The organism is Mesorhizobium sp. BR1-1-6 (assembly GCF_020165355.1).
Classification (GTDB): domain Bacteria; phylum Pseudomonadota; class Alphaproteobacteria; order Rhizobiales; family Rhizobiaceae; genus Mesorhizobium.
Map to the genome: position 1 here is coordinate 12688 of NZ_JAIUHZ010000001.1, position 22939 is coordinate 35626.

Annotated in this window: 22 protein-coding genes and 1 pseudogene; 9 read left to right on the top strand and 14 right to left on the bottom strand. The window is 63.3% G+C overall.

The genetic code is table 11. The annotated features are described in order from the left end of the window. Positions 1–101 precede the first annotated feature (101 nt). Positions 102–353 (bottom strand): annotated as a pseudogene (locus tag LB545_RS00065) (inorganic phosphate transporter); the annotation flags it as partial. Positions 354–367: 14 nt separating this feature from the next. Further along, positions 368–937, bottom strand: a complete 570-nt coding sequence (locus tag LB545_RS00070; RefSeq protein WP_140517913.1) for a TetR/AcrR family transcriptional regulator — start codon at positions 935–937, stop codon at positions 368–370. Positions 938–1082: 145 nt separating this feature from the next. Here LB545_RS00070 and LB545_RS00075 point away from each other — a divergent pair, with 145 nt between their 5' ends. Both LB545_RS00075 and LB545_RS00080 read left to right on the top strand, forming a co-directional pair. Next, entirely contained in the window at positions 1083–2396 is a 1314-nt protein-coding gene (locus LB545_RS00075) for an efflux RND transporter periplasmic adaptor subunit (protein WP_140500621.1), read from the top strand. Then, positions 2393–5476, top strand: coding sequence for an efflux RND transporter permease subunit (locus LB545_RS00080; protein ID WP_140525490.1), 3084 nt, complete (start codon positions 2393–2395; stop codon positions 5474–5476). The genes LB545_RS00075 and LB545_RS00080 overlap by 4 nt, the downstream gene beginning before the upstream one ends. 155 nt (positions 5477–5631) lie before the next feature. Here the strand turns inward: LB545_RS00080 and LB545_RS00085 are convergent, their stop codons facing one another. After that, complete coding sequence (locus LB545_RS00085) at positions 5632–6096, bottom strand: L,D-transpeptidase (RefSeq protein ID WP_140525489.1); 465 nt, start codon at positions 6094–6096, stop codon at positions 5632–5634. 213 nt (positions 6097–6309) lie between these two features. After that, positions 6310–6531 (bottom strand): hypothetical protein, encoded by a 222-nt coding sequence (locus tag LB545_RS00090; protein WP_181167427.1) that lies wholly within the window; start codon positions 6529–6531, stop codon positions 6310–6312. A 326-nt stretch (positions 6532–6857) separates the two neighbouring features. Here LB545_RS00090 and LB545_RS00095 point away from each other — a divergent pair, with 326 nt between their 5' ends. Continuing rightward, positions 6858–7025: a hypothetical protein gene (locus tag LB545_RS00095; RefSeq protein WP_140558462.1), complete on the top strand. Its 168-nt coding sequence runs from the start codon at positions 6858–6860 to the stop codon at positions 7023–7025. 79 nt (positions 7026–7104) lie between these two features. Here the strand turns inward: LB545_RS00095 and LB545_RS00100 are convergent, their stop codons facing one another. Next, positions 7105–7806, bottom strand: a complete 702-nt coding sequence (locus LB545_RS00100; protein ID WP_140500617.1) for a response regulator transcription factor — start codon at positions 7804–7806, stop codon at positions 7105–7107. Between the two features lie 45 nt (positions 7807–7851). Between LB545_RS00100 and LB545_RS00105 the strand changes: the two genes are divergently transcribed. Together LB545_RS00105 and LB545_RS00110 are read left to right on the top strand one after the other, a co-directional pair. After that, positions 7852–8625 carry a response regulator gene (locus LB545_RS00105; protein ID WP_181167426.1) on the top strand — a complete coding sequence of 258 codons (774 nt, stop codon included), beginning with the start codon at positions 7852–7854 and terminating at the stop codon, positions 8623–8625. Positions 8626–8785: 160 nt separating this feature from the next. Beyond that, on the top strand, positions 8786–10873 hold the full coding sequence (locus LB545_RS00110; RefSeq protein WP_181172799.1) for a sensor histidine kinase: 2088 nt from the start codon (positions 8786–8788) through the stop codon (positions 10871–10873). Positions 10874–11003: 130 nt separating this feature from the next. Here the strand turns inward: LB545_RS00110 and LB545_RS00115 are convergent, their stop codons facing one another. Then, positions 11004–11414, bottom strand: coding sequence for a hypothetical protein (locus LB545_RS00115; RefSeq protein ID WP_140558459.1), 411 nt, complete (start codon positions 11412–11414; stop codon positions 11004–11006). Between the two features lie 29 nt (positions 11415–11443). Beyond that, complete coding sequence (locus LB545_RS00120) at positions 11444–11755, bottom strand: hypothetical protein (protein ID WP_224704179.1); 312 nt, start codon at positions 11753–11755, stop codon at positions 11444–11446. Between the two features lie 98 nt (positions 11756–11853). Between LB545_RS00120 and LB545_RS00125 the strand changes: the two genes are divergently transcribed. Beyond that, positions 11854–13056 carry an aromatic ring-hydroxylating oxygenase subunit alpha gene (locus LB545_RS00125; RefSeq protein ID WP_140500615.1) on the top strand — a complete coding sequence of 401 codons (1203 nt, stop codon included), beginning with the start codon at positions 11854–11856 and terminating at the stop codon, positions 13054–13056. Positions 13057–13130: 74 nt separating this feature from the next. Here the strand turns inward: LB545_RS00125 and LB545_RS00130 are convergent, their stop codons facing one another. Next, positions 13131–14549, bottom strand: a complete 1419-nt coding sequence (locus LB545_RS00130; protein ID WP_140500614.1) for an aminotransferase — start codon at positions 14547–14549, stop codon at positions 13131–13133. A 26-nt stretch (positions 14550–14575) separates the two neighbouring features. Then, on the bottom strand, positions 14576–14821 hold the full coding sequence (locus LB545_RS00135) for a hypothetical protein (protein ID WP_140500613.1): 246 nt from the start codon (positions 14819–14821) through the stop codon (positions 14576–14578). A 63-nt stretch (positions 14822–14884) separates the two neighbouring features. Between LB545_RS00135 and LB545_RS00140 the strand changes: the two genes are divergently transcribed. Genes LB545_RS00140 through LB545_RS00150 form a run of 3 tightly spaced genes read left to right on the top strand, consistent with a single transcriptional unit; the run spans position 14885 to position 17734 of the window. Beyond that, complete coding sequence (locus tag LB545_RS00140; RefSeq protein WP_140500612.1) at positions 14885–15802, top strand: ABC transporter permease; 918 nt, start codon at positions 14885–14887, stop codon at positions 15800–15802. Continuing rightward, positions 15799–16623 (top strand): ABC transporter permease, encoded by an 825-nt coding sequence (locus tag LB545_RS00145; RefSeq protein ID WP_140525484.1) that lies wholly within the window; start codon positions 15799–15801, stop codon positions 16621–16623. The genes LB545_RS00140 and LB545_RS00145 overlap by 4 nt, the downstream gene beginning before the upstream one ends. Before the next feature lie 37 nt (positions 16624–16660). Further along, on the top strand, positions 16661–17734 hold the full coding sequence (locus LB545_RS00150) for an ABC transporter ATP-binding protein (protein WP_140666492.1): 1074 nt from the start codon (positions 16661–16663) through the stop codon (positions 17732–17734). Here LB545_RS00150 and LB545_RS00155 read toward each other — a convergent pair. From LB545_RS00155 to LB545_RS00175, 5 genes are all read right to left on the bottom strand, one after another. Continuing rightward, a complete protein-coding gene (locus LB545_RS00155) occupies positions 17698–19008 on the bottom strand; it encodes a flavin monoamine oxidase family protein (protein WP_263493547.1) in 1311 nt (436 codons plus the stop codon). The two genes, LB545_RS00150 and LB545_RS00155, sit on opposite strands and share 37 nt — an antisense overlap. Beyond that, positions 19005–20081 carry an extracellular solute-binding protein gene (locus LB545_RS00160; protein ID WP_224704181.1) on the bottom strand — a complete coding sequence of 359 codons (1077 nt, stop codon included), beginning with the start codon at positions 20079–20081 and terminating at the stop codon, positions 19005–19007. Before LB545_RS00160 ends, LB545_RS00155 begins: the two co-directional genes overlap by 4 nt. Positions 20082–20187: 106 nt before the next feature. Then, positions 20188–21288 carry an ABC transporter substrate-binding protein gene (locus tag LB545_RS00165; RefSeq protein ID WP_224704183.1) on the bottom strand — a complete coding sequence of 367 codons (1101 nt, stop codon included), beginning with the start codon at positions 21286–21288 and terminating at the stop codon, positions 20188–20190. Between the two features lie 33 nt (positions 21289–21321). After that, the gene (gene betI / locus LB545_RS00170) at positions 21322–22008 is read right to left on the bottom strand and encodes a transcriptional regulator BetI (RefSeq protein ID WP_224655901.1); all 687 of its coding nucleotides are present in this window, start codon (positions 22006–22008) and stop codon (positions 21322–21324) included. 27 nt (positions 22009–22035) lie between these two features. Then, entirely contained in the window at positions 22036–22836 is an 801-nt protein-coding gene (locus LB545_RS00175) for a class I SAM-dependent methyltransferase (RefSeq protein WP_140558445.1), read from the bottom strand. Positions 22837–22939 lie beyond the last annotated feature (103 nt).

Consider the following 22939-nt stretch of genomic DNA (forward strand, 5'->3'; position numbering starts at 1 on the left):
ATAATTGTGCGTCGCAGCATGATAATGACAGAGCCTCGCGCAAAGAAAAAAGCAGCGCCGGCGACCGGCCTGCCTTTTTTTCTGAAAGTGCCTGCCCCGGCTCAGAACACCTGGTGAAAGATGATGAACAGCACGAAGGCCAGCGTGATCGAGCACGGCAGCGTCAGCACCCAGGCCAGCAGCAGGTTGCGCACCGTCGACCATTGCAGGCCCGAGCCATTGGCGGCCATGGTTCCGGCGATGCCGGACGACAGCACATGGGTCGTCGACACCGGCAGGCCGAGCCTGTCGGCCATGCCGATGGTCACCATGGCGACGAGTTCGGCCGCGGCGCCCTGGCCATAGGTCAAATGGCCCTGATGGTCCGTCAGGGTCGCTTGGCCCGGGCAGGACCGACATCGGGCGATCCGGCGATTTCCAGCAGCGACGACACCAGCAATTGCCGCTCGTCTGGGGAAAGCACATCCGCGTCGAACAGATTCATGCTGCGCAGGCCCTCGATGGCGAGATAGCAGACCAGCAGCGATTTGAGATCCGGCGTCTCGCTCTTCAGTCGTTGGAAGAGTTGTCGCTTGAACGTCTTTATGGGCGACATGAAGTCCGGATCCTCGGCGATCGCCGAAAATATCCACGACGCCGATGGCTGCTTGTCCTCGCAATCCTTGGCCGAAAGCCTGATGTAGACGGCGAGCGGATTTGCGCCATTGTCGTTGCTGCTGGCGGTCTCCAGCGCCTGCTCGAACTCGCGCAGATAGCCTTCGACCAGGCCCTGCATCAATTTGGCCTTGGTCGGGAAATTGTAGAGCAGTCCGCCCTTCGATACGCCGGCGCGGCTGGCGACGGCATCCAGGGACAGGCTACCGGGGCCGGATTCCCGTGCGACGTCCGCCGCCGCAGCGAGAATCCTCTCGCGCGAGTTCGTTCGTTGGGCTTTCATGGCGCCTCCCATCGCAAGCTTAGGCCCAATTGACAAGACCGTCCAGACGGTACAGTAAGACCGCGGTCATTTGAAATCGGGGCCCGCAGTCGATATGTGTCCCGATATCCGCGCTTCGCGCCGGATTTCGACTGAGGGGACTTCCTTGTTCAAGCGCATACTCCGTTTCGTTATCATCATTGTTGTGTTGGCCGTGCTCGTCATCGTGGTCGGCGGCATCGTCGGGTTCAATTTCCTGCGTGACAACGGCATCAAGCAGTATTTCGCCACGATGAAGCCGCCAGCGGCAACCGTGTCGACAACTATCGTCAAGCCGTCGAACTGGACGCCGGGCATCGAGGCGATCGGCACGGTCCGCGCCGTGCGCGGTGTCGACCTGACGGTTGAGACCGCCGGCATCGTCAAGGAGATCCCCTTCCATGCCAACGAGAAAGTGGCGGCCAATGCGGTGCTGCTGCAGCTCGACGACGCCGTAGAGCGTGCCGATCTCGCGGCACAGAAGGCGCAGGCGGCGCTCGATCAGACATCGCTGACCCGTGCACTCGAACTGACCAAGCGCGGTGTCGGCTCGGACTCGACCTTGGACACCGCACGTGCGGCCGCGTCCGCCTCGGCATCCCAGGTCAACAGGCTTCAGGCAGTGCTCGACCAGAAGCAGCTGACGGCGCCCTTTGCTGGAACCGTCGGCATCCCGAAGATCGATCTAGGCCAATATCTGGCGCCCGGCACCGCCGTGGTGACGCTGCAGGATCTCGACACGATGCGGGTCGACTTCACGGTTCCCGAACAGCAACTGCCGCTGCTCAAGATCGGGCAGACGGTTCGGCTGGGCCTCAGCGGCGGCGACATGCCTTTTGCCGGGACCATTCGCGGTATCGATCCCAAGATCGACCCGTCCAGCCGGCTGGTGAACATCCGGGCGGAAGTCGCCAATCCCGAAGGCAAGCTGACCCCCGGCCAGTTCGTGCAAGTGCGTGTCGAACTGCCCGAGGAGCAGAATGTGCTGGCGCTGCCGCAGACGGCGCTGACCACCAGCCTCTATGGCGACTACATATTCGTGGTGCACCCGGCAAAGCCCGCCGAGGCGCAGCCGACCAAGCCGGAGACAAACCCCGCCGCGGCGGCGACCGACAAGCCGGCGGACGCCAAGCCCGCGGCCGATGCCAAACCGGCCGAAGCCGCGAAGCCTGCCGCCGATGCGGCAAAACCAGCGGACAAGGCCGCCGCCGATCAGGCCAAGCCGGCCACGGGGGGCGAGCAGCCTGCCCTGGTCCTGTCGCAGGTATTCGTCAAGCCCGGCCGCCGCAACGAGGGCATGGTCGAGATCGTCGAGGGCCTCAAGGCGGGCGATGAGGTTGTCACGGCAGGTCAGAATCGCCTCTTCAACGGCATGTCCGTCAACGTCGACAACACCATCGACCCAACCAAATCGGCGAACAAGCAGGCCGACCAGCAATGAGCGTTTCCGATCTCTTCATTCGCCGGCCCGTCCTCTCCACGGTCCTTGCATGCATGATCCTGCTCCTGGGTTTCCAGGGCATATTCAGCCTGTCGATCCGCCAGTATCCGAAGGTTGACGAAACCGCGATCACCATCACGACGGCCTATCCGGGCGCCAGCGCCGACCTGATCCAGGGCTTCATTTCCGCTCCGATCGCGCGCGCCGTCGCCTCGACCGAGAACATCGATTACGTCACGTCGTCGAGCCGACCGTCCTCCAGCACCGTGACTGTGCAGATGAAGCTCGGCTCCAACCCGGACGTCGCGCTGACCGAAGTGCTGTCCAAGGTCCAGGGCGTGCGCGGCACCTTGCCGGACGCCTCCAAGGATCCCGTCATCGTCAAGGGCACGGGCCAGCAATTCGCGATGATGTACATCTCGATGCAGAACCCGAACATGACCAAGGAGCAGCTGACCGAGTATATCGAGCGCGTCATCAGGCCCCGCATGTCGACGGTCGAAGGCGTCGCCGACGTGCAGATCTTCGGCGCCCAGGAATATTCGATGCGGGTCTGGATCGATCCGGTCAGGCTCGCCGCGCGCGGTGTGACCGCATCGGAAGTGCTGACGGCGATCAACAACTCCAACTTCCTGTCGGCGCCCGGCAACACCGAGAACGAATATGTCGTCTCCTCGATCACCGTGCGCTCGACGCTCCAGACGCCGGAAGCCTTCGCCGAACTGCCGCTGCGCTCGACCGACGGCAATGTGGTGCGGCTGCGCGATGTCGCCCGCGTCGAACTGGGCGCCGAGAATACCGACACCAGGGTTTCCTTCAACGGCAAGCCAGGCACCTTCCTCGCCATCTTCCCGACCCCGGCTGCCAATCCCCTGACCACGGCGGCGGCGCTCACCAAGCTGGTGCCTCAAATCCAGGAGACGTTGCCGAAAGGCATGACGATCGAGATCGTCTACGACGCGACCGGGCAGATCAGCGCCTCGATCGACGAAGTGTTCAAGACCATCGGCGAGGCCGTTGCCATCGTCGTCGTCGTCATCCTTTTGTTCCTTGGCTCTTTCCGTTCGGTGATGATGCCCATCGTCACCATCCCGCTGTCGCTGATCGGCGTCTGCTTCCTGTTGTTCGCGGTGGGCTATTCGATCAATCTTCTGTCGCTGCTCGCCATGGTTCTGGCGATCGGCCTCGTCGTCGACGACGCCATCGTGGTGGTGGAGAATATCCACCGCCACATGGAAGAGGACCACATGTCGCCGATGCAGGCGGCCTTCAACGGCATGCGCGAGATCGCCACCGCCATCGTCGCCATGACCATGACGCTGGCCGCGGTGTTCGCACCATTGGCCTTCACCGGCGGCCTGACCGGCGCGCTGTTCCGCGAATTCGCCGTCACGCTCGCCGGCTCGGTGGTGCTGTCGGGCGTGATCGCCATCACCATCACGCCAATGATGTCGGCGCGCCTGCTGAAGTCCGGCACGCCAGGCCGTTTCCAGCGCATTGTCGACGGCACTTTCGCGCGGGTCGAGCACGTCTATGAGCGGGCCGTCACCGGGTCGCTCAACTATCGCCCGCTGACGCTGATCATCGTGCTGGCGCTTGTCGGGGTGACCGGCTTCATGTTCACCAAGACCTCAACCGAACTGGCGCCGGAAGAAGACCAGGGCTTCCTGCTCTCGCTTGTAACGGCGCCGCGTTATGCGACATCCGATTACACCGAGACTTACGTCAACCAGATGCTCGGTCTGGTGAAGGATATTCCCGAAACGCGGGCGCAGTTCTCGGCCGTCGCGTTCGGCGGCACGACGAACAGTGCGTTCGTCGGTTTCGCCTTCAAGGACTGGGCGGAGCGCAAGCGCAACTCGAAGGAGCTGCAGGCCGACATCACAGCCCGTCTCGCCAAGGTGGCGGGCGTCCAGGCCTTCGTCTTTGCGCCACCGACGCTGCCGGGCTCCGGCGGCGGCCTGCCCATCGCCCTGGTGGTGCGATCGACCGGCGACTCCTCGGAAGTGTACGACGTGGCCGAGAAGATCAAGAACAAGGCACAGGCCTCCGGCCGCTTCATCGTCGTGCAGAATTCGATGGCCTATGACGCGCCGCAGGTGACGGTGACCATCGATCGCGACCGCGCCGCGGCGCTGAACCTGCCGATCGCCGATATCGGCCGGACGCTGACGCTGCTGGTCGGCGGCGCCGAAGTGGCGCAGTTCGACCGCGACTCCAACAGCTACGACATCATCCCGCAGGTGCCGAAAGAATTCCGCGACAATCCCGAAAAACTCGGCGAGTACTTCGTGCGCAGCGTAACGGGCGAGATGGTGCCGCTGTCGGCGGTGGTGAAGATCTCGACCAATGCGTCGCCGGCCGCGATCGAGCAGTTCAACCAGCTGAATTCGTCGACGATCTCGGCGCTGCCGCTGCCCGGCGTCACCACGGGCGATGGATTGAAAGTCCTCGAGGACATAGCCAGGGAGAGCCTGCCCGACACCTTCTTCATCGACTATTCGGGCCAGTCCAGGCAGGAGAAGGAACAGGGCAACACGATCCTGATCGCCTTCGGGGCGGCCGTCATCGTCATCTATCTGGTGCTGGCGGCGCAGTTCGAAAGCTTCCGTGATCCGCTGATCATCATGATGGCGGTGCCGCTGTCGATCTTCGGCGCCATCGTGCCGCTCAATCTGGGCCTCGGCACACTCAACATCTACACGCAGGTCGGACTGATCACGCTGATCGGCCTGATCACCAAGCACGGCATCCTGCTGGTCGAGTTCGCCAACCAGCAGCGCGAGATCCACGGTATGCGGCGACGCGACGCCATCATCGCTTCGGCCAAGGTGCGGCTGCGGCCTATCCTGATGACGACGGCGGCGATGGCGCTTGGCGTGGTGCCGCTGATCACGTCCAGCGGCGCCGGCGCCGCGGCCCGCTATTCGATGGGCCTGGTCATTTTCACCGGCATCCTGGTAGGCACCATGTTCACGCTCTTCGTCGTGCCCATGTTCTATACCTTCATTGCCAGCAAGGACTTGCCCCAGCTGGCCGAGAAGCCGGATCCCAAATTGATGCCGGCATTGCCGAGCTGATGGAAACGGCATTGCCGAACTAACAAAAACTAACAAAGAAAAGAGGCCGAAACGTCCCGGCCTCTTTCTTTGGCTGTGCTCGATTTACCGCGGGAAAATGTTCCGGCGGGAGCCCTGAACGGATATGGCTGCTGTGCCGATCCGTTGCCAGCCAGCTACTTGACGATGACGATGCTGGTGTTGGCCGGCCCGAAGGTTTCGACGAGCTGGTAGAAATCGGCGGCATTGTCGGGATGCAGCCGCACGCAACCATGCGAGGCCGGCCGGCCAAGCCGCTTGATGGCATAGGTGGCGTGCACCGCATAGCCGCCGCTGAAGAACACCGAATGCGGCATCGGCGCGTTGTCGTACTTCTTCGAATACCACATTTCATGCATGCGCGTCGGCTTAAACGAGCCGGTCGGCGTCACATGCGCCCTGTCGCCGGTGGAAACCTTCCAGGCGAAGGCCGGGCGGCCGTCGACCGAGACTTCCATGACCTGTTGCGAAAGCGAGACGCGCGCCACGATCTTGTTGGCGGCATGCGCGGTACCCGTGCCGGCGCCGAACAGAAGCGCCGCAGCCGTCAGGGCAGCGGCGGCGGTGATGTTGATGAGCTTGGCGGAAATAGCAGTATGCATGATGTCCCTCTCTCTGCCGGGCTGGCCGGCCCCAAATTCGATGAGCGGCTTATCCCTGCATCATGTTTCGGAGAGATTTCGTGAAATGCTCGTTTGTGTTTCGAATATGTTTCCTCTGGTTAATGGGCCAAAGTTCCCATATGGCGAACATCGACGCTGTCACCCTGGACAGGAGTAGGCACATAGGTATCCAGCCCGAAACGAAAGTTCGGATTAGCCAAAATTGAAAGGTTGGAGCCCTATTTCGAAACAGAATCTGCAACAAAGCGCATTTTCGGCGGCATGAAGCGGATACAGGCCGTCGGCAAAGTTGACGTAACGAAAGCAGACGGCAACGACCACGGGAACGAAAACGAACATGCGGTCCTGGTTTCTCGGGATCAGCATCGCAGCAGCAGCCATTAGCGTCGCCGGCACGGTTGCCGACGGTTCCATGGCCAGCCTCGCGGCGATGAGTTCGAGTGAGATCTCAACCCTCTATACCGTCCTGTTTTGTGCCACGGTCTGGATTGTTCCAGCCTGCGCATCGTCCGGCTCAAGGCCCACTGGCGGGTTGGCCTTCGGCTGCTGGCATTGCGCGGCCCCTCCGGCAACTTGCTGCTGAGAGGACCGAAGGCCCGCGCCGTGACGGGGGGCTCCGTAGACGGCGCGGGCACTTCGGGAGTTCCTGAAGTATGCCGAGGCGTCACGCGCCCACCCAAGACGGGCGTTGGTCTTCGGAAAACAAGCTGCCGCAACATGATTTACTGGGGATTGACGCAATGAAAACGAAACTTGCAGCTTCGGTGCTTTCGGCACTGCTCTACGCACAGGGCCTGCTCGGCTTTGCCGGGCTCGCCACCGTGCTCTTGAAAGAGCGCGCGCATGCAGGCGAGTTCGCGGCAGGCAGCGACATGCCGCCGGGGCCATCGCTACTGGTGGTGCGCTGAGCGCAGGGCAATCGGGCCCGAGGTGAAACCGGTTTGGAATCCGATGCTCAACCAGAGGAATTGCGTGAGCGCCCGGCCGTCAATCGGCGAATTGCGCCGGCGGATCGAAACGGTAGCCGGCGCCGCGTATGGTGATGATGGCTTCCGTATCGAGCTTGCGGCGCAGCCGCACGATGCGCGAATCGATCGAGCGGTCGAAAGCGTCGACATTCTCGGCCGGCGCCGCCGCGATTATGTCGTCGCGCGTCAGCACCTTGCGGGGACTGGCCAGGAACAGCCGAAGCAGCGCCACCTGGCCGGGCGAAAGCTGCTCCTCCGTGCCCGAGCGGTGCATGACGATGGCCGACCTCAAATCGACGGTCGCGTTCTCCAACACGATCAGTTCCTGGGCGGCCCTGCCCCGCCGCGTCAGCAGGCCGCCGACGCGGGCGGCGAGTTCCCTGACATTGAGCGGACTTTCGATGACGTCGGCCGCGCCGAGCTCGAGCGCCAGCACCTTGTCGACGAGGTCGCACGGCCGGCAGATCAGGATGAAATCCGGTCCGCCTTCACCGCCCCCGCCTTGGCTGCCATAACGCCTGAGCAGATCACGTCCCTCCGCCTGGCTGAGGCTGTCACCGACGACGACGACGTCGACGCCCTTTCCCGCCAGCATAGATTCCGCTTCCCAGGGCTGGCGCGCCTGACGCACGTCGTGGCCTCGCCGCTCAAGGTGATCGGCGAGTTCGGTCGCCACCACGTCGGCGACGCAGATAAGCCCGATAACGGCGCGTGCAGCCATGTTTTCCAACCATTTCCTGGCAACCCGATATGAGTGCTGGACATCATGTTTATACCCAATCTACTTTCCACCGAAAGTGGGAGCGAGCGCATCGTGCGGGCAAGAATTTTAATTGTCGAGGATGAGCCCGATCTAAGAGAGGCGGTCGCCGAATATCTCGGCGCCGCCGGCTATGACGTGGCGACCGCCGAAACCGCGGCCGCCGCGCGCAGCCTGGTCGAAACGCAATCATTCCACCTCGCCATCCTCGACATCGCCATGCCGGGTGAGGATGGGCTATCGCTCGGCCGCTGGTTGCGCTCGAGACTGCCGATCGGCATCATCTATGCCACCGCCGCCGGCACCGCGCTTGATCGCATCGTCGGACTTGAGCTCGGCGCAGACGACTACATCGTCAAACCCTACGAGCTGCGCGAGGTGCTGGCCAGGGTCCGCAGCGTGCTGCGCCGGGTTCCGCAGCACGCGCCGATGCACGGCCAAAAGGCGAGCGATCCCCGCCGCTCCGTCGCTTTCGGCTCCTTCCAGGCTGATCTCGACGGCAGGCTGGTCACCGGCGCCAACGGCGCGGTGATCGACATGGCCAAGAGCGAGTTCGACGTGCTGGAGGTTTTCCTGACCCGCGCCAACCGGCTGCTGACACGTGCTGCCATTTCCGAAGCGATCGGCCTCACCGAAGATCCGGAATCCTCGCGCGCGGTCGACATTCGCATCATGCGCCTGCGCAAGAAGATAGAAACGGATCCGGCCAGCCCGAAATTCCTGCGCACGGTGCGCGGCGAAGGCTATATCTTCTCGCTGCCGGCCGGCGACGGCCACTAAGTGGGCGCGGGGGATTGCTCCCGCGCCTGTGCTGGTCTGTGGACGGATCCGTCGCAATACTTGTCGCCCAAAAACGCTCTTGGTTTTGGGACAAGGCATAAAAACAAGGATTTGAGACGCGGCGCATGAAATCCGCTTGGCACCGCAACAATGGCTGAAAATGACCGCTGAAGCAGCAGGCACGGACATGCAAGACGGCCGGCAAGGCGCGGCGATGGCGGCCGTGCGCGTGGTGCGGCGGCTGCGCGAGGCCGGCGACTGGCAGCGCGAGATGGAAGCCATACTGGAAACGCTTTGCCACGCAATGGACTGCCAGCGCGGCATCCTGTTCCGCCTGCGCGAACTGCCCGGCCAGGGATTTGCCCAGTCGGTGGCCGCCTACTGGATCGATCCCGTGCTCGGTGGCGAGTTGGCCTCGCCGACTGTGATCGTGCAGTCGATCATCAACGCCGATCCGCTGCTGGAACGGCTGCAGGAGGATGAACGGCAGGGCAAGATTTTCGCCGGCCATACGCGCGACCTGGACGGCTTCCTGAGAGCCGATTTCGAAAAACAGAGCATTAAGTCGTTCCTGTCGGTGTCCGTGTTCGCGCATGGCCACCTATGGGGGACGCTGGCGGTCAATGACTGCATCGAGGAGCGCGAATGGACCGACGAGGAAGAAGCGACGCTGCACATCATCGCGCTGGCCATCGGCGACGCGATCGAACGCTCGCCCTCCGACGCCCACGCCAGCGAGGTCATCCGCCGCACCATGCTGCAAGCCTCGCTCGATGCCATCCTCGTCATCGACGAGACCGGCTCGATCGTCGAATTCAATCCGGCCGCCGAGAAGATGTTCGGCTTCCTGCGCAGCGATATCCTCGGCAAGGACCTGCTCGACACCATCGTGCCGATCTATTACCGTAAGGGCTATGCGTCGGGGGCCGAATACATGTCCGGCCGCGGCGCGCCAATGGTCGGACAGCGGCTCGAGACGGTGACCCAGAACGCCGCCGGCGAGATTTTCCCCATCGAACTGACGGCGACCGAGATGCGAGTCGCCGACCGCCGCCTGATCTTCGGCTCCATCCGCGACCTGCGCGACAAGCTGCGCGCCGAGGAGGAGATCAATCGGCAGCGCGAGAAGTTGCACCAGAACGAGAAGATGGCGGCGATGGGTTCGCTGCTTGCGGGCGTCTCGCATGAGCTCAACAACCCGCTGGCCGTGGTTGTCGCCCAGTCGACGCTGCTGCACGAATTCGCCTCCGATCCGCAGACCAAGGTTCGCGCCGAGAAAGTTCGCGCCGCCGCCGAGCGCTGCGGCCGTATCGTCAAGAGCTTCCTGTCGATGGTCCGGCTGCATCCGACCGAGCGGGCCGAGACGGACCTTAACCAGGTGATCCGCGCGGCGCTCGAGGTGACCGCCTACGGCGCACGCTCGAGCGGGATCATCATCGACACCGATTTCGCGCCTGGCCCGTTGCTGGCCATGGCCGACGCCGATCACGTCACCCAGGTGGCCGCCAATTTCCTCATCAACAGCCAGCATGCGCTGGCAGGCATAGGCGGCGACCGGCTGATCAAGGTGCGGACCTTCCGCAGCGAGCGCGGCGATCCTGGTTTCTCGGTCGAGGACAATGGGCCTGGCGTACCGGAAGCGATCCGGTCCCGCATCTTCGAATCCTATTTCACCACCAAGCCGGTCGGCGTCGGAACCGGCATCGGCCTGTCGATCTCGAAATCGATCATCGAGCGGCACAATGGCAATGTCTGGTTCGAGGAAGTGCTGCCAAGTGGCGCCCGTTTCGTCGTCCAGCTGCCGGCCATTGTAGCCGGCGTCGCCATCGCCGGCGAGAGCCAGCCGCGATCGAGCGGGCTGCGCCACGCCTTGATCATCGATGACGAGCCCGACGTCGCCGGTTCGCTCTCCGACATACTCGAACTGATGGGCATCAAGTCACGGATCGCGCCCCTCTGGGACACGGCCACAGCCATATTGGCTGGCCACATGCCGCCCGACATCGTCTTTTCGGACCTGCGCATGCCTGGAACAAGCGGCATGACCATCTATCGAGAGTTGCTTGCCGAAAGACCGGAACTGGCGCGGCGTTTCGTGCTGGTCACTGGCGACCTGATCGGCGCCAAGGCCGAAATCGAGGCGCTGCCGCTCTTGCAGCGTCCGCAGATCCTGGAGAAACCGTTCAGCACGCTGGATGTGCGCAGCGTCCTGTCCGCCATTGCCGACCAGGTGGTTTCGAAGGGATAGACCGCACCAACCGGTAAAAAAAGCCCCCGGCCGACATGCGGCGGGAGCCGAAGGGAGCGCTGGACGCGCTCGGGGAGCGCCGCGGCACGTTCCAAAGCGGAGCCGCTTCGGAACCATGTTTCAGTCGAACTCAGAAAATATTCGGCGTATTGGTCAGCGGCGCGGCATTGGCGATCATCCGGACCGCACGGGCTTTGTGGGCTCCGGACTGCTCGGCTATGGCCCGCAGGCAGTCGACGCTCTCGGCGCCCCAGGCCTGACCCTTGCAGGCAAAATCGACCATCGGCATCGGCAGGCGTGCGGTTCTGGTGGTGGTCATTGCGCCGCCGACGACGTTGGCCGGTGGATTGAGCGAAGCAAAGGCCGGGCCGACCGTCGGCGCGAACGCCATGCCGGCGAAGGCGCAAGCAGCCAGCGCCATGAACATCGCCATGGGGTGGTCGCTGGCGCGCTGGCGCAACGCCAGCTTCGGGCGGCGGCCAACGCGCTCCGGAGCCTGGGACCGGCGGTCATTGCTGGCAATCTGAACTTTCGCATGCATCATCATCCCCTTCGTTGACTTTCTTTTTTTTATAAAACGAACTTAGTCGCGCTCTGTATCAGCGGAAAGCTGGCGTGAATCTGATATTGTAACCGCCTTGAAACGGCACCCGCGGCAGACCCCACCAACTGGGCATCACGCGCCCGCTTGCCGATCTCGGCTCGGCGGATCGGCAAGCGGGCAAGACGCGCGGCGACGCCTTTTGCCTCGGCTTCCGCCGTGGCAGGATTTGCTTCGAAACCCTGCCGGAACCAAGCTTTGAAACCCGGGCTAACGCCCGGATTCTCCGGGGTTTTCGGGGCGAGCCGTTGCATCGGATTGGATTGAAATCGGCGCGCCAACTTTCTTTCGAAAATATGCCTGTTTCCACAAGCCATTGCATTTCAATGAAAAATATGATTATATTGAACGGATATTCAATAAAAAGAAGAGACGTTTTATGAACCCGCATCTCCGTGACGTGGCCATTCCCAACGATTGGGACCGGCGGGGACTGCCTGGCTGGAGCTACCATTCCGATGCCCTCCTCGAACTCGAGAAGGAGCACGTTTTCCGCAACCACTGGCAGATCGCCGGACATGTCAGCGACATCCCTGACGCCGGCGATTACCTGGCCATGGACGTCGTCGGCGAACGCGCTCTGATCGTGCGCGGCAAGGACGGCGTCGTGCGCGGTTTCAACAATATGTGCCGCCATCGCGGCAGCCGTGTCGTCGCCGACAGCCAGGGCAACTGCAAGAACGCGCTAGTGTGCCCGTTCCACGGCTGGGTCTACAATCTCGACGGCACGTTGCGCGGCGCTGCCCGCCCGCGTTCCTTTCCCGATCTCGACAAGACCGAGTTCGGCCTGATGCCGCTCGATCTGGAGGTCTGGATGGGCTTTATCTTCATTCGCTTCCGCGCTGGCGGCCCGCAGCCCTCCGTCGCCGAGCTGATGAAGCCGATCGAGCCCGAATTCTCGCACTACAAGGCCGCCGACATGGTGCCCTCCTGGGGGATCTGGACCCAGAAAACTCCGGTCAACTGGAAGTCGGTGCGCGACGTCGACAATGAGGGCTATCACGTCGCCATGGCGCACCCGGCTCTGCAGGACCTCTATGGCGCGACCTATTTCGACGAACCCTTCGTCAACGGCGTGTCGCGCTCCTTCGCCAGCTACAACCCGCATGCCGGCCGTCGCTGGAGCGTAAGGAACTACGTCAAGATCGCGCCGGAGCCGGCGCATCTGCCGGACTATCTGAAGAAGGCCTGGGTCTATTATGGCATCTTCCCCAATGCCGTCCTCTCGGTGATGCCGGAATCGGTGCAGTTCTATCAGGAGTTCCCGCTGTCGACGGGTGAGACCCTGCTGCGCGGCGCCATTTACCGCTATCGCGACGAAAGCCGCGAGCAGGCTGCGGCCCGCTATCTCTCCTTCCGCATCGACCGCGACACCATGTCGGAGGATGTCCAGCTTTCGGTGTGGTCGAACGAATCCATGCTGTCGGAAGCCTTCGAGGGTTTTTACCTCTCCGACCTCGAATACGGCGTGCGCACCCACCACGACCATCTGCGCAGGCAGATCCCCGTGCTTGGGCTCGAAACGGCGCCGGAGGAGAAGGACATGTGGAATTTGAACGACGCGCTGCGGTCGCGTGGATAGGCGACGCCGATAATTGGCGAAACCATCGGTGAGAGCGCTCCTCTCCCCGTCCTATGCGGGGCGAAGAAAGAACGTCATCCCCGCCACACCCCTTCTTTCCTGAGATCATCCATCGTGCGCGAAATGCCCTCGCGCAAAATGCCGACCATGTCGTCGATCTGCTCGCGCGTGATGACCAGCGGCGGCGACATCACGCACATGTTGATCAGCGGCCGCACCAGCAGGCCGAGCTCGTGGCAATGCGCGTCGATGCGTTTGCCGACATTCTTGTCGAGCTGCAGCGGGTCCTTGCTTTCGCGGTCGGCGACACATTCGACGCAGCCCATCAATCCCAGCCCGCGCACCTCGCCGACCAACGGCAATTCTTCCAGCGTCTTCAGCTGCGCCTGGAAGTAGGGCGCGACCGCTTGCGTATGGGCAAGTACGCCCTGTTCCAGAAGGTCGAGATTCCTGAGCGCCACTGCGCAGCCGACCGGATGGGAGGTGTAGGTCAGGCCATGGCCGAACATCGCGTCGGGATGGTTCGACCGGCGCAGTTCCTCCAGCAGCCGTTCCGATATGATGACGCCGCCGAGCGGGAAATAGCCTGACGTCACACCCTTGGCGAAAGTGATCATGTCGGGATCGATGCCGAACACATCGCCGGAGGCGAAGACATGGCCCAGCCGTCCAAAGCCCGTCACCACCTCGTCGGAGACATAGAGGATGTCGTTGTCGCGGCAGATCTCGCGGATGCGCTTGAGATAGCCGTCCGGCGGCACGATAACGCCGCCGGAGGCCTGCACCGGCTCGCCGACGAAAGCGCCGATCCTGTCGGCGCCGACACGCGCGACGGTGTCGCGGAACTGGTCGACGAGGAAGTCGGTGAAATCAGCCATGCTCATGCCCTGCGGACGACGGAACGGATCGGGCGAGGACAGCTTGATCACCAGCTCGTCGGCGCCGTCCATCCAGTCGCGGTCACGCGGGCGGCCATTGAGCGAGGCCGACAGATAGGTCGAGCCGTGATAGGCGCCGCCGCGCGACAGGATCAGCTTCTTCTCCGGCCGGCCCCGCACATTGTTGTAGAACTGCATGAAGCGCAGCGCCGTCTCCACCGCCGAGGAGCCGCCTGTGGTGTAGAAGACGTGGCTGAGATCGCCGGGCGCATGACCGGCTATGCGACCGGCAAGCTCCGCCGACGGCGCGTTCATCGTGTACCACGGCGTGTTGTAGGACAGTGCCATCGCCTGGTCGTACATCACCCTGGCAAGTTCCTCGCGCCGATGACCGACATTGACGCACCACATGCCGGCCGGCCCGTCGATCAACCGCTTGCCGGTGCCGTCGGTGATGTAGATGCCGTCGCCTTCGCCGATCAGCGCGCGCGCTTCCGCGCCGACCGAACCGGCATACGGCCAAGGCTGGACGAGATGGCGCCTGGCCAACTCGACGGCATCCGCGGCTCCGGCTCCGGCCATTTCGCTCGCCTTCAGGTCCCTCGCAGCCGCCATTGTCATCTCCACATAATTCGTCGAATTCAGGATTTCGAAATTTGGCCGGCAGTGCCGGAAATTTCCGGCATAATCCGCACTATTTTGAATGTTCGTTCAATCAATATCTCAGAAATAGCGCTTGATTTCAATCCGCGGATGCGGGCATGATGAAAGAAAGCCGGCAAGCTCGGGGCGCGATCAGCAAAACTGGTCACCGGTTTCGCGTTCGATCGCGCTCCAAAACAAAAATGGGAACAAACAGCCGGCGCCAGTCCAATGGGATAACGCATGGCGGGACGCTCCAGGCCAGCAACCGAGATCACAGCCGGAGCCCTGCCCCCCGGAGCCTGGCAATGACGGCGGCGGCGGAAGGGTCGCCCCCGTTGCGCATGACGCGGGCCAGACGAAATGCCCTTCTGCAATCCGAACCCGTGCAGGGCTTTGCCCTGATCAGCCCGACCTTTCTCTACGCGCTCATCCTCCTGGTCCTGCCGATCCTGGTGGTCATCGCCCACTCCTTCTGGACGCAGAACTATCTGACCATCGACCGCACCTTCACGCTGGAAAACTACCGCGTCGCCCTGACCGAGCCGATCTATCGCGATCTGTTGTGGCGCTCGCTGTATATCTCGCTGACGGTCAGCTTCTTCACCGTCGTCCTGGCTTATCCGATCGCCTATTTCATTTCCTTCCACGGCGGCCGCCACAAGAGCCTGTGGCTGTTCCTCATCACCATCCCGTTCTGGACCAGCTATCTCCTGCGCGTGATGTCGTGGAAGGTCATTCTCGGCTATAATGGCGTCTTGAACTCCGGGCTGATCGGCCTCGGCATCATCGACGAGCCGTCGACGGCGCTGCTCTACAATTCGAGCGCCGTCATCATCACGCTGACCCACGCCTGGGCGGCCTTTGCCATCCTGCCGATCTTCGTCTCGCTGGAGAAGATCGACCGGACCCTGGTGGAAGCGGCCACGGATCTCGGCGACGGTCCCTTTCGTTCGTTCCTTCGCGTGACTTTGCCGCTGTCGGCGCCAGGCATCATCTCGGCGGCGCTGATCGTGATGATCCCGACGGTCGGCGACTATGTCACCCCCAAGCTCGTCGGCGGCAAGGACGGCGTCATGATCGCCAACGCCATCCAGGCGCAGTTCGGCAAGGCCTCGAACTGGCCGCTGGGCGCCGCCCTTTCCGTCACCACCATGCTGGTCGTGACATTGATGGCCGGCGCCACGGTGCTGGTCATCCGTGCCGCCCAGAGGCTTGCGCGATGAGCGCGGCGCGACGTCTGCTGCCGGGCGGCTGGCTGTCGGCCTACGCCTTCCTCTATGTCGGCTTCCTTTATCTGCCCGTGATCTTCCTGCCGATCTTTTCGATCAACACTGCGGCCACACCGAAATTCCCGCTGACCGGCTACACCCTCAAATGGTACGAGGACCTGCCCAACACGCCGGCGCTGCTCGACGCCACCTGGAACAGCCTGATCGTCGGCGTCTCGGCGTCCGTCCTTTCGACGGTTCTCGGCATCCTCGCCGCCCGCTCGATCACCCGCTACCGCTATCCCGGCCGGCGGGCCATCAACGGTCTGATCATGGCGCCGCTCGTGCTGCCGGAAGTCATCGTCGCCATCTCGATGCTGCTGGTGATGCTGCAGCTCGGCTTGAGCCTCTCCCTGTTCACCGTCGTGCTCGGCCATGTCCTGGTCTGCATCCCCTATTCGATGACGGTGCTGACCTCCGGCTTCGAGGGTTTCGACCGCAGCCTCGAGGAGGCCTCGGCCGACCTCGGCGAGAGCGCCTTCGGCACCTTCCGGCGGGTGACGCTGCCGATGGTGGCGCCGGCGATCATCTCCAGCCTGCTGGTCTGCTTCACCATTTCGCTGGACGAGTTCATCATCGCCTTCTTCCTGACCGGTACCGAGGCGACGCTTCCGATCTATATCTGGGGCCAGTTGCGCTTCGCGGCCAAACTCCCGGGCGTGCTCGCGCTCGGAACGCTGCTGCTGGTCGCCTCCTTCCTGCTGATGACCGTCGCCGAAATCCTGCGCCGCCGCGCCGCCAGACGCACCCAGAACGAGGGAGGGCTTTATGCCTGAGCAGGCCCCATCCGCACGAACCCTGTCCGAACGGACGATGATCGAGATCAACGGCGTCACCCGCAGCTACGGCGCCTTCAAGGCGCTCGACGATGCCTCCTTGACCATTCGCGAGGGCGAATTCTTCTCGCTGCTCGGCCCGTCCGGCTGCGGCAAGACCACGCTGTTGCGCATGATCGCCGGCTTCGACAACCCGACGAGCGGTTCGATTTCGGTCGGCGGCCAGCCGATGGAAGGCATTGCGCCCAATCGCCGACCGACCAACATGGTGTTCCAGAGCTATGCGATCTTCCCGCATCTCAACGTCGAGCAGAACGTCGCCTATGGCCTGAAGCGACTGAAGCTCCAGGGCGGCGAGGAGAAGCGCCGCGTCGAGGAAGCCCTGGCGCAGGTCTCTCTCACCGGCCTCGGCAAGCGTCTCGCCACCGAGCTGTCCGGCGGCCAGCGGCAACGCGTCGCGCTTGCCCGCGCGCTGGTGATGCGACCCAAGGTGCTGCTTCTCGACGAGCCGCTGTCGGCGCTCGACAAGAAGCTGCGCGAGCAGATGCAGGTCGAGTTGCGCCGCCTGCAGCAGGCCGTCGGCATCACCTTCGTGCTGGTCACCCACGACCAGTATGAAGCGCTGGCCATGTCCGACCGCATCGCCGTGATGTTCGGCGGCAGGATCGCGCAGGTCGCCTCGCCCAAGGAGATCTACCAGCGGCCGGTCAACCGCCAGGTCGCCGACTTCCTCGGCGGCATGAATTTCGTCAAGGCCGAGATCGTCGAGGAGAACGGCGGCTCGCTGGTCGTCGACACGCTGGGCTTCGGCCGTGTGAAGACCGACAAGCCGAAGGCCTTCGTGCGCAATGGCGGCGGCGCCACGCTCGGCATCCGCCCGGAGCGCCTGCGCGTCCTGTGGGACAACGCGACGGCCAAGTTCGAGGTTGCCGGAAAGGTGGTCGAACGCCACTATTTCGGCGAGATCACCCATTTGATCGTCGAGATCCCCGGCCTGGAAAAGCCGCTGTCGGTAACCGAGACCAACGATTTCGGCGCCGACGATATTCCGGTCGGCACTTCGATCCGCCTTGCCTACGATCCCGAAGCCCTGGTGGCGATGGCGGATTGACGGTTCGCGATGATCTTTCGCGCCGCAATGCGACCGGCAACGATCGCCCCTTCGACATAGCCGGGGAATGACGGCGACAGCTCCGACGATGCGAAATGAACAGGCGGCGCGCCGGCCAGGAGCACAGGTTCGGCATCGGTCGCCGCGACGTCGACGATGAGGTCGCTGTAGCCGCCGCCGCTCCAGCGGTCATGCGTCCAGTCGCGCTGGCTGAAACCCGCGATTTCGGCCGCGTCGGGACCGAGGGCTTCCACCAGTTTCCCGGTCACTTCGGCGCGCAGTGCCGTCTCGCCAAGCTCACCCCAGCGCAAGGCGAGCGGGCCGCCGACGAAGACGACCAGCGCCGCGTGGCCTTCATCCGGACTGGCATCGCAAGCGAACAGCCCCGGCGGGTCGCGCCACATCACCATGCCGCTCAAGCCGCGGCGGCGCCAGAAGGCAGCGGGGTAGCGCACCAGCACCTTGATCACGGCGCCGCTTTCCCAAACGCCGAGCGCCTTCGCCAGGGATTCGGGCAGGGCGGGTGCGAAGCCCAGTTTCGCCGCCATGACCGGCGGCACCGCGACAAGTGCCGCCCGCGCTTCAATGACACCCGCCGCCGAGACGATGCGAACGGCTTGCGGTCCATGCTCGATGCATGAAACGGCCGCGTTGAGCCACAGCCGGTCGCCGAGACCGCTGGCCAGGTCCTCGGCCACCGACTGCATCGTCTCGCGCAGGAAATACTGGAGCTCCGGCACCTCATTGGTGATGCGCCGATCGTTGTCGATCAGGTGCCAGAGCGGCAGTTTCTCCAGCGTCAGGCACCACAGGCCTTCGATCATCGAGCGGAAGGCTGCCTTGGCGGCATCGGCATCGTCTTGCCGGTCGAGCCAGGCGGCAACGGTCAGCCCGGCAATCGAGGGATCGTCCGGCGCGATCGCGTTCATCCGATCGCGGATCGCCATCGAACCAGAATAGGTTCGCTTCGCCTCGGCGGCGGAGATTGGCGGCTGGGCGATAAACGCGCCGTCGACATGGGTTTCGACAAGCGTCTTGCCGCGCGCGTCGACAAGCGCCATCAGCTCCGGCATGTCCTCGCACAGGAACTGCCCGCCACTGTCGATGCGCTCGCCGGAACCGATCTCCATCGACTCGACGCGCCCGCCGACACGGTCGCGCGCTTCGAGCAGCACGAAATCGACGCCGGCCTTTTTCAGCTCGAGCGCGGCCGACAGCCCGGTGAAGCCGGCGCCGATGATGACGACATCGGCTCTTGCGGATCCGCTGTTCAATAGCCGGCCTTGATCTTCTCGAACTCGGCGACCATGCGCTGCTTCAGTGCCGGCGGCACCGGCTGCTGGAACAGCGTCTTGTCGAGGAATTTGTCGAGATTGTCGAAGCCGCGGTCGGCCAGCACCTGGTGATCGACCGCGGCCATGCCGGCACCGTTGCCATGGCCGTAGCCGAAGGTCTTGACCATATAGTCCGACACCCCCGGCGCATTGACCGCGCTGAGGAAATCATAGGCCCGGTCGAGCTTGCCCGGCGCGTCCTTCATCAGCACATAGCCGCACACCCAGGTCGAGATGCCTTCCTTGCTGTCGCGGTTCATGGCGATCGGCAGGCCTTGCCCCTTCAGCGTCACATAGGTCTCGTTCCAGCCCCAGACGAGATCGACCTCATTGCCGATGAAGGCCTGGTTGAGATCGGTGTCGTCGGTCCAATAGAAACGGATGTTCTTGTGCACGTCGCGAAGGAAGGCGGACGCCTCCTGGAACTGAGCATCGGTCATCCTGGTCCAGTCTTTCAGCCCGATGACCAGGCTCGCCAGCGCATAGGCGTCGTCGACATTGTCGCCGATGGTGACGCGGCCCTTGAACTTCGGGTCGGCGAAGATCCTGAGCGATTGCGCCTGCTCCGGCGTCACCTTGTCGGTGCGGTAGAGAAGCGAGGTGTTGCCCCAGTCGAATGGCATGAACCACGCTTTGCCGTCGTCGGTGGTGGCGAGATCCTTCATCGCCATGATGCCGGGATTGAGGTCTTTCCAGCCTGCTATCCTCGACGTGTCGAGCGGCTGCAGCATGCCCGCCTCGCGCCACTTGACCACGCTTTGCGAACAGGGATGCGCGATGTCGGCCTTGAAGCCGGCTCGCATCTTTTCGAAGGCCTCGTCCTCGTCGCCGAAGAAGGCGAAGGTCGGCTCGGCGCCGTATTTGGCGGCATAGGCGGGGTGCAGCAGCGGGTCCTCATAGCCGGACCAGTCGAACACGACGAGGTCGCCGCCACCTTCCGCCCAGGCATACACGGCGCCGGCGCCGATCACGCAGGCGGCGGCAAGGGCAAGACGGCGTAGCACTGGCTTCATGGTGCGAATTCCCCGTCGCAAAAAGGCTGCCGCGAGGTTAGGAGAATTCGCCTCTCTTGGCGAGCCCACCCACCATCTCCGCAGGCGGACGGGCGGCCGAACCGGCTCAATATCCGGCTTTGATCTTCTCGAATTCGGCGATCATCTTGAGCTTGAGCTGCGACGGCACCGGCGACTGGAACAGCGTCTTGTCGACGAATTTCTGCACGTCGTCATAGCCTTTTTCCTTCAGCACGGCCTGATCGACGCCGGCCATGCCCTTGGCGTTGGCCTGGCCATAGCCCCAGTCCTTGACCAGCACCTTGGCGGTTTCGGGATCGTCGACGGCGTTCAGATAATCATATGCCTTGTCGACATTGCCGGGCGCATCCTTGAACAGCACATAGCCGCAGACCCAGGTCGAAATGCCTTCGTCCGTGTCCTTCTTGGCCTTGATCGGCACGCCGGCGGCGACCGATTGCACGGTGGCGTCGTTCCATGCCCAGGCAAGATCGACCTCGCCGCCGCTCAAAAGCTGCACCACGTCCGTTGTGTCGGTCCAGTAGGAGCGCACGTTCTTATGCACCTGGCGCAGGAAATCCGACGCCTGCTTGAACTGGTCGTCGGTCATCTTGGTCCAGTCCTTGACGCCGATGGCGAGGCTCGCCAGCGCATAGGCGTCGTCGACATTGTCGCCGATCGAAACCCGGCCCTTGAACTTCGGATCGGCGAACGCCTTCAGCGACTGCACGTCCTTGGCGTCGACCTTTTCGGAATTATAGGTGAGCTGGGTGTTGCCCCAGTCCCAGGGCATGAACCAGGCCTTGCCATCGGCGGTCGTGGCGAGATCCTTCATCGCCATGATTCCGGGATTGAGATCTTTCCAGCCTGTTATCTTCGATGTGTCGAGCGGCCGCAGCAGGCCGGCCTCGCGCCATTTCACCACGCTCTGCGAGCAGGGATGGCCGAGATCGGCCTTGAAACCCGAGCGCACTTTTTCGAACGCCTCGTCCTCGTCGCCAAAGAAGGCGAAGGTCGGCGAATCGCCGTTCTTCTCGACATATTTCGGATGGAAGCTCGGATCCTCATAGCCGGACCAGTCGAACACGACCAGGTCTTTGTCGGCGGCAACCGCCAGGGCTGCGGCCGAGGCCGCCAGCACGCCGGTCAATGCCAGGGTCAATGTCAGGCGTCGGGCCAATGTCAGCCGCTGGATTGATGTCTTCATTGCTGTTCCATCCTCTTTTATTTATCGATTGCTTCATGCCTTGCGACGGGTGGCGGCTGCTCCCTGGTAATGTTTGGGGAATGCGGCCGACAGGAATTCGTTGGCTGCCTGCAAGGCGCTCTCGCGGGTAGTGTCTTCGGTGCCCATCATCAAGCGCAGCCACAGTCCCTCCAGCGTCGCGCTGAGCGCCAGCGCCATGACCTGCGGCTCATAGGCATAGCCGCCGCTTTGCTTGAGCGTCGCGCAAAGCTCGATGAAGATGTTCTGGTAGACGGCATCGCGGGCGCTGCTCAGCGCCTGGTAGGTCGGCCGCGACTTGGCCTCGCCCCAGAAGGCGCACCAGGCCGCCAGCTTGCGCTTGTTGCAGATCGAACGGTCGAAATCGGCCGCGACCAGGGTCCGCAACTGGTCGGCGGGGTCGTTCCCCGCTTTCTCCAAGGCATTGCGCCAATGCGCCGAGTACTCGTCATACATATGTTGCAAGGTCGCGATCAGCAGTTTTTCCTTGCTCTCGAAATGGAAATTGACGATGCCGCGCGACAGGCCCGCGCCATCGGCGACGTCGGCCATCGTCGTCTCCGAATAGCCGCGCTTGGCCAACGAATCGATCGTCGCCTCGATCAGCTGAAGCTGCCTGACCTCCTTGGAAGCCTTACGCCCGCGTTTCTCGGGTTCGCTCGATGCCTCGGCGGACTGCTCTTGGCGTGCTGCAATTTTCATGGGTGCGGTCATGCTCCACATCGCCGGCTAGCCGACCATCTTCGGTTTTTGCCCGCGAAGATGAGTGGGACGGTGCTCGCCACTGTCAAGCACCTTCTGCATGGCCTCCCAGGTTCGTATGTTCTTGTCGACATAGGCGGCGCCCACTGCCGCCGCGACCGTCGGATAGAGCGGCCCCTTCAGCCTTTCCAGTTCGCCCCGCGCCACCTCGCGGTACCAGGGATTCCGGTCGCGAACCGCGATCTCGGCAAAGCCCGCCTGGCGCATCGCCTGTGCGTAGCGCGCCGGCGAGGCCATCGCGAAGGACAGCCCTTCGGCGGCGACATAGGCCTTCATCTCCGGTGATGGTTCGCCGTCATGCGAGATCATCCAGTTTGATGCCGCAAAGGCGCCGCCGGCCTTGAGCACGCGGAATATCTCCGCAAACAGCGCATCCTTGTCGGCGACATGCAGCAGCGCATCCTTGGAGAAGACGACGTCGAAGGACTGATCCTCGAAAGGCAACCGCCCAGGCGGCGCCTGGATGAAGCTGGCGCGGTCGGCAAGCCCGCGGGAGGCTGCCCGCCGCCTGGCCGTTTCGATCACCGGCCGCTCAACATCGAAGCCGGTGACGTGCGCGGCGCCATGCCGTTCGACCAGATGCAGCGTGATGCCTCCGGACCCGCAGCCGATGTCGAGGATGGTCTTGCCTGCGAGCGAAAGCCCCTCGAGCACGCGGTCGACTTCGTCGGGCCCGCCCGGCGACAGGTAGCCGTCGCCCCACAGCGCCTCGAGGAAGCGGATGGCGGCTCCGTCATACTCCGGCTCGGCCTCGGCCGTTTCGATCATCAACCCTCGATCCCCAATCGACGAATGTCCGTCTCGAACGCCTGCAAAGCCTAGCCCATGTCTGGGAAAACGCAACATCATTTGTTGAACATTCATTCAATAT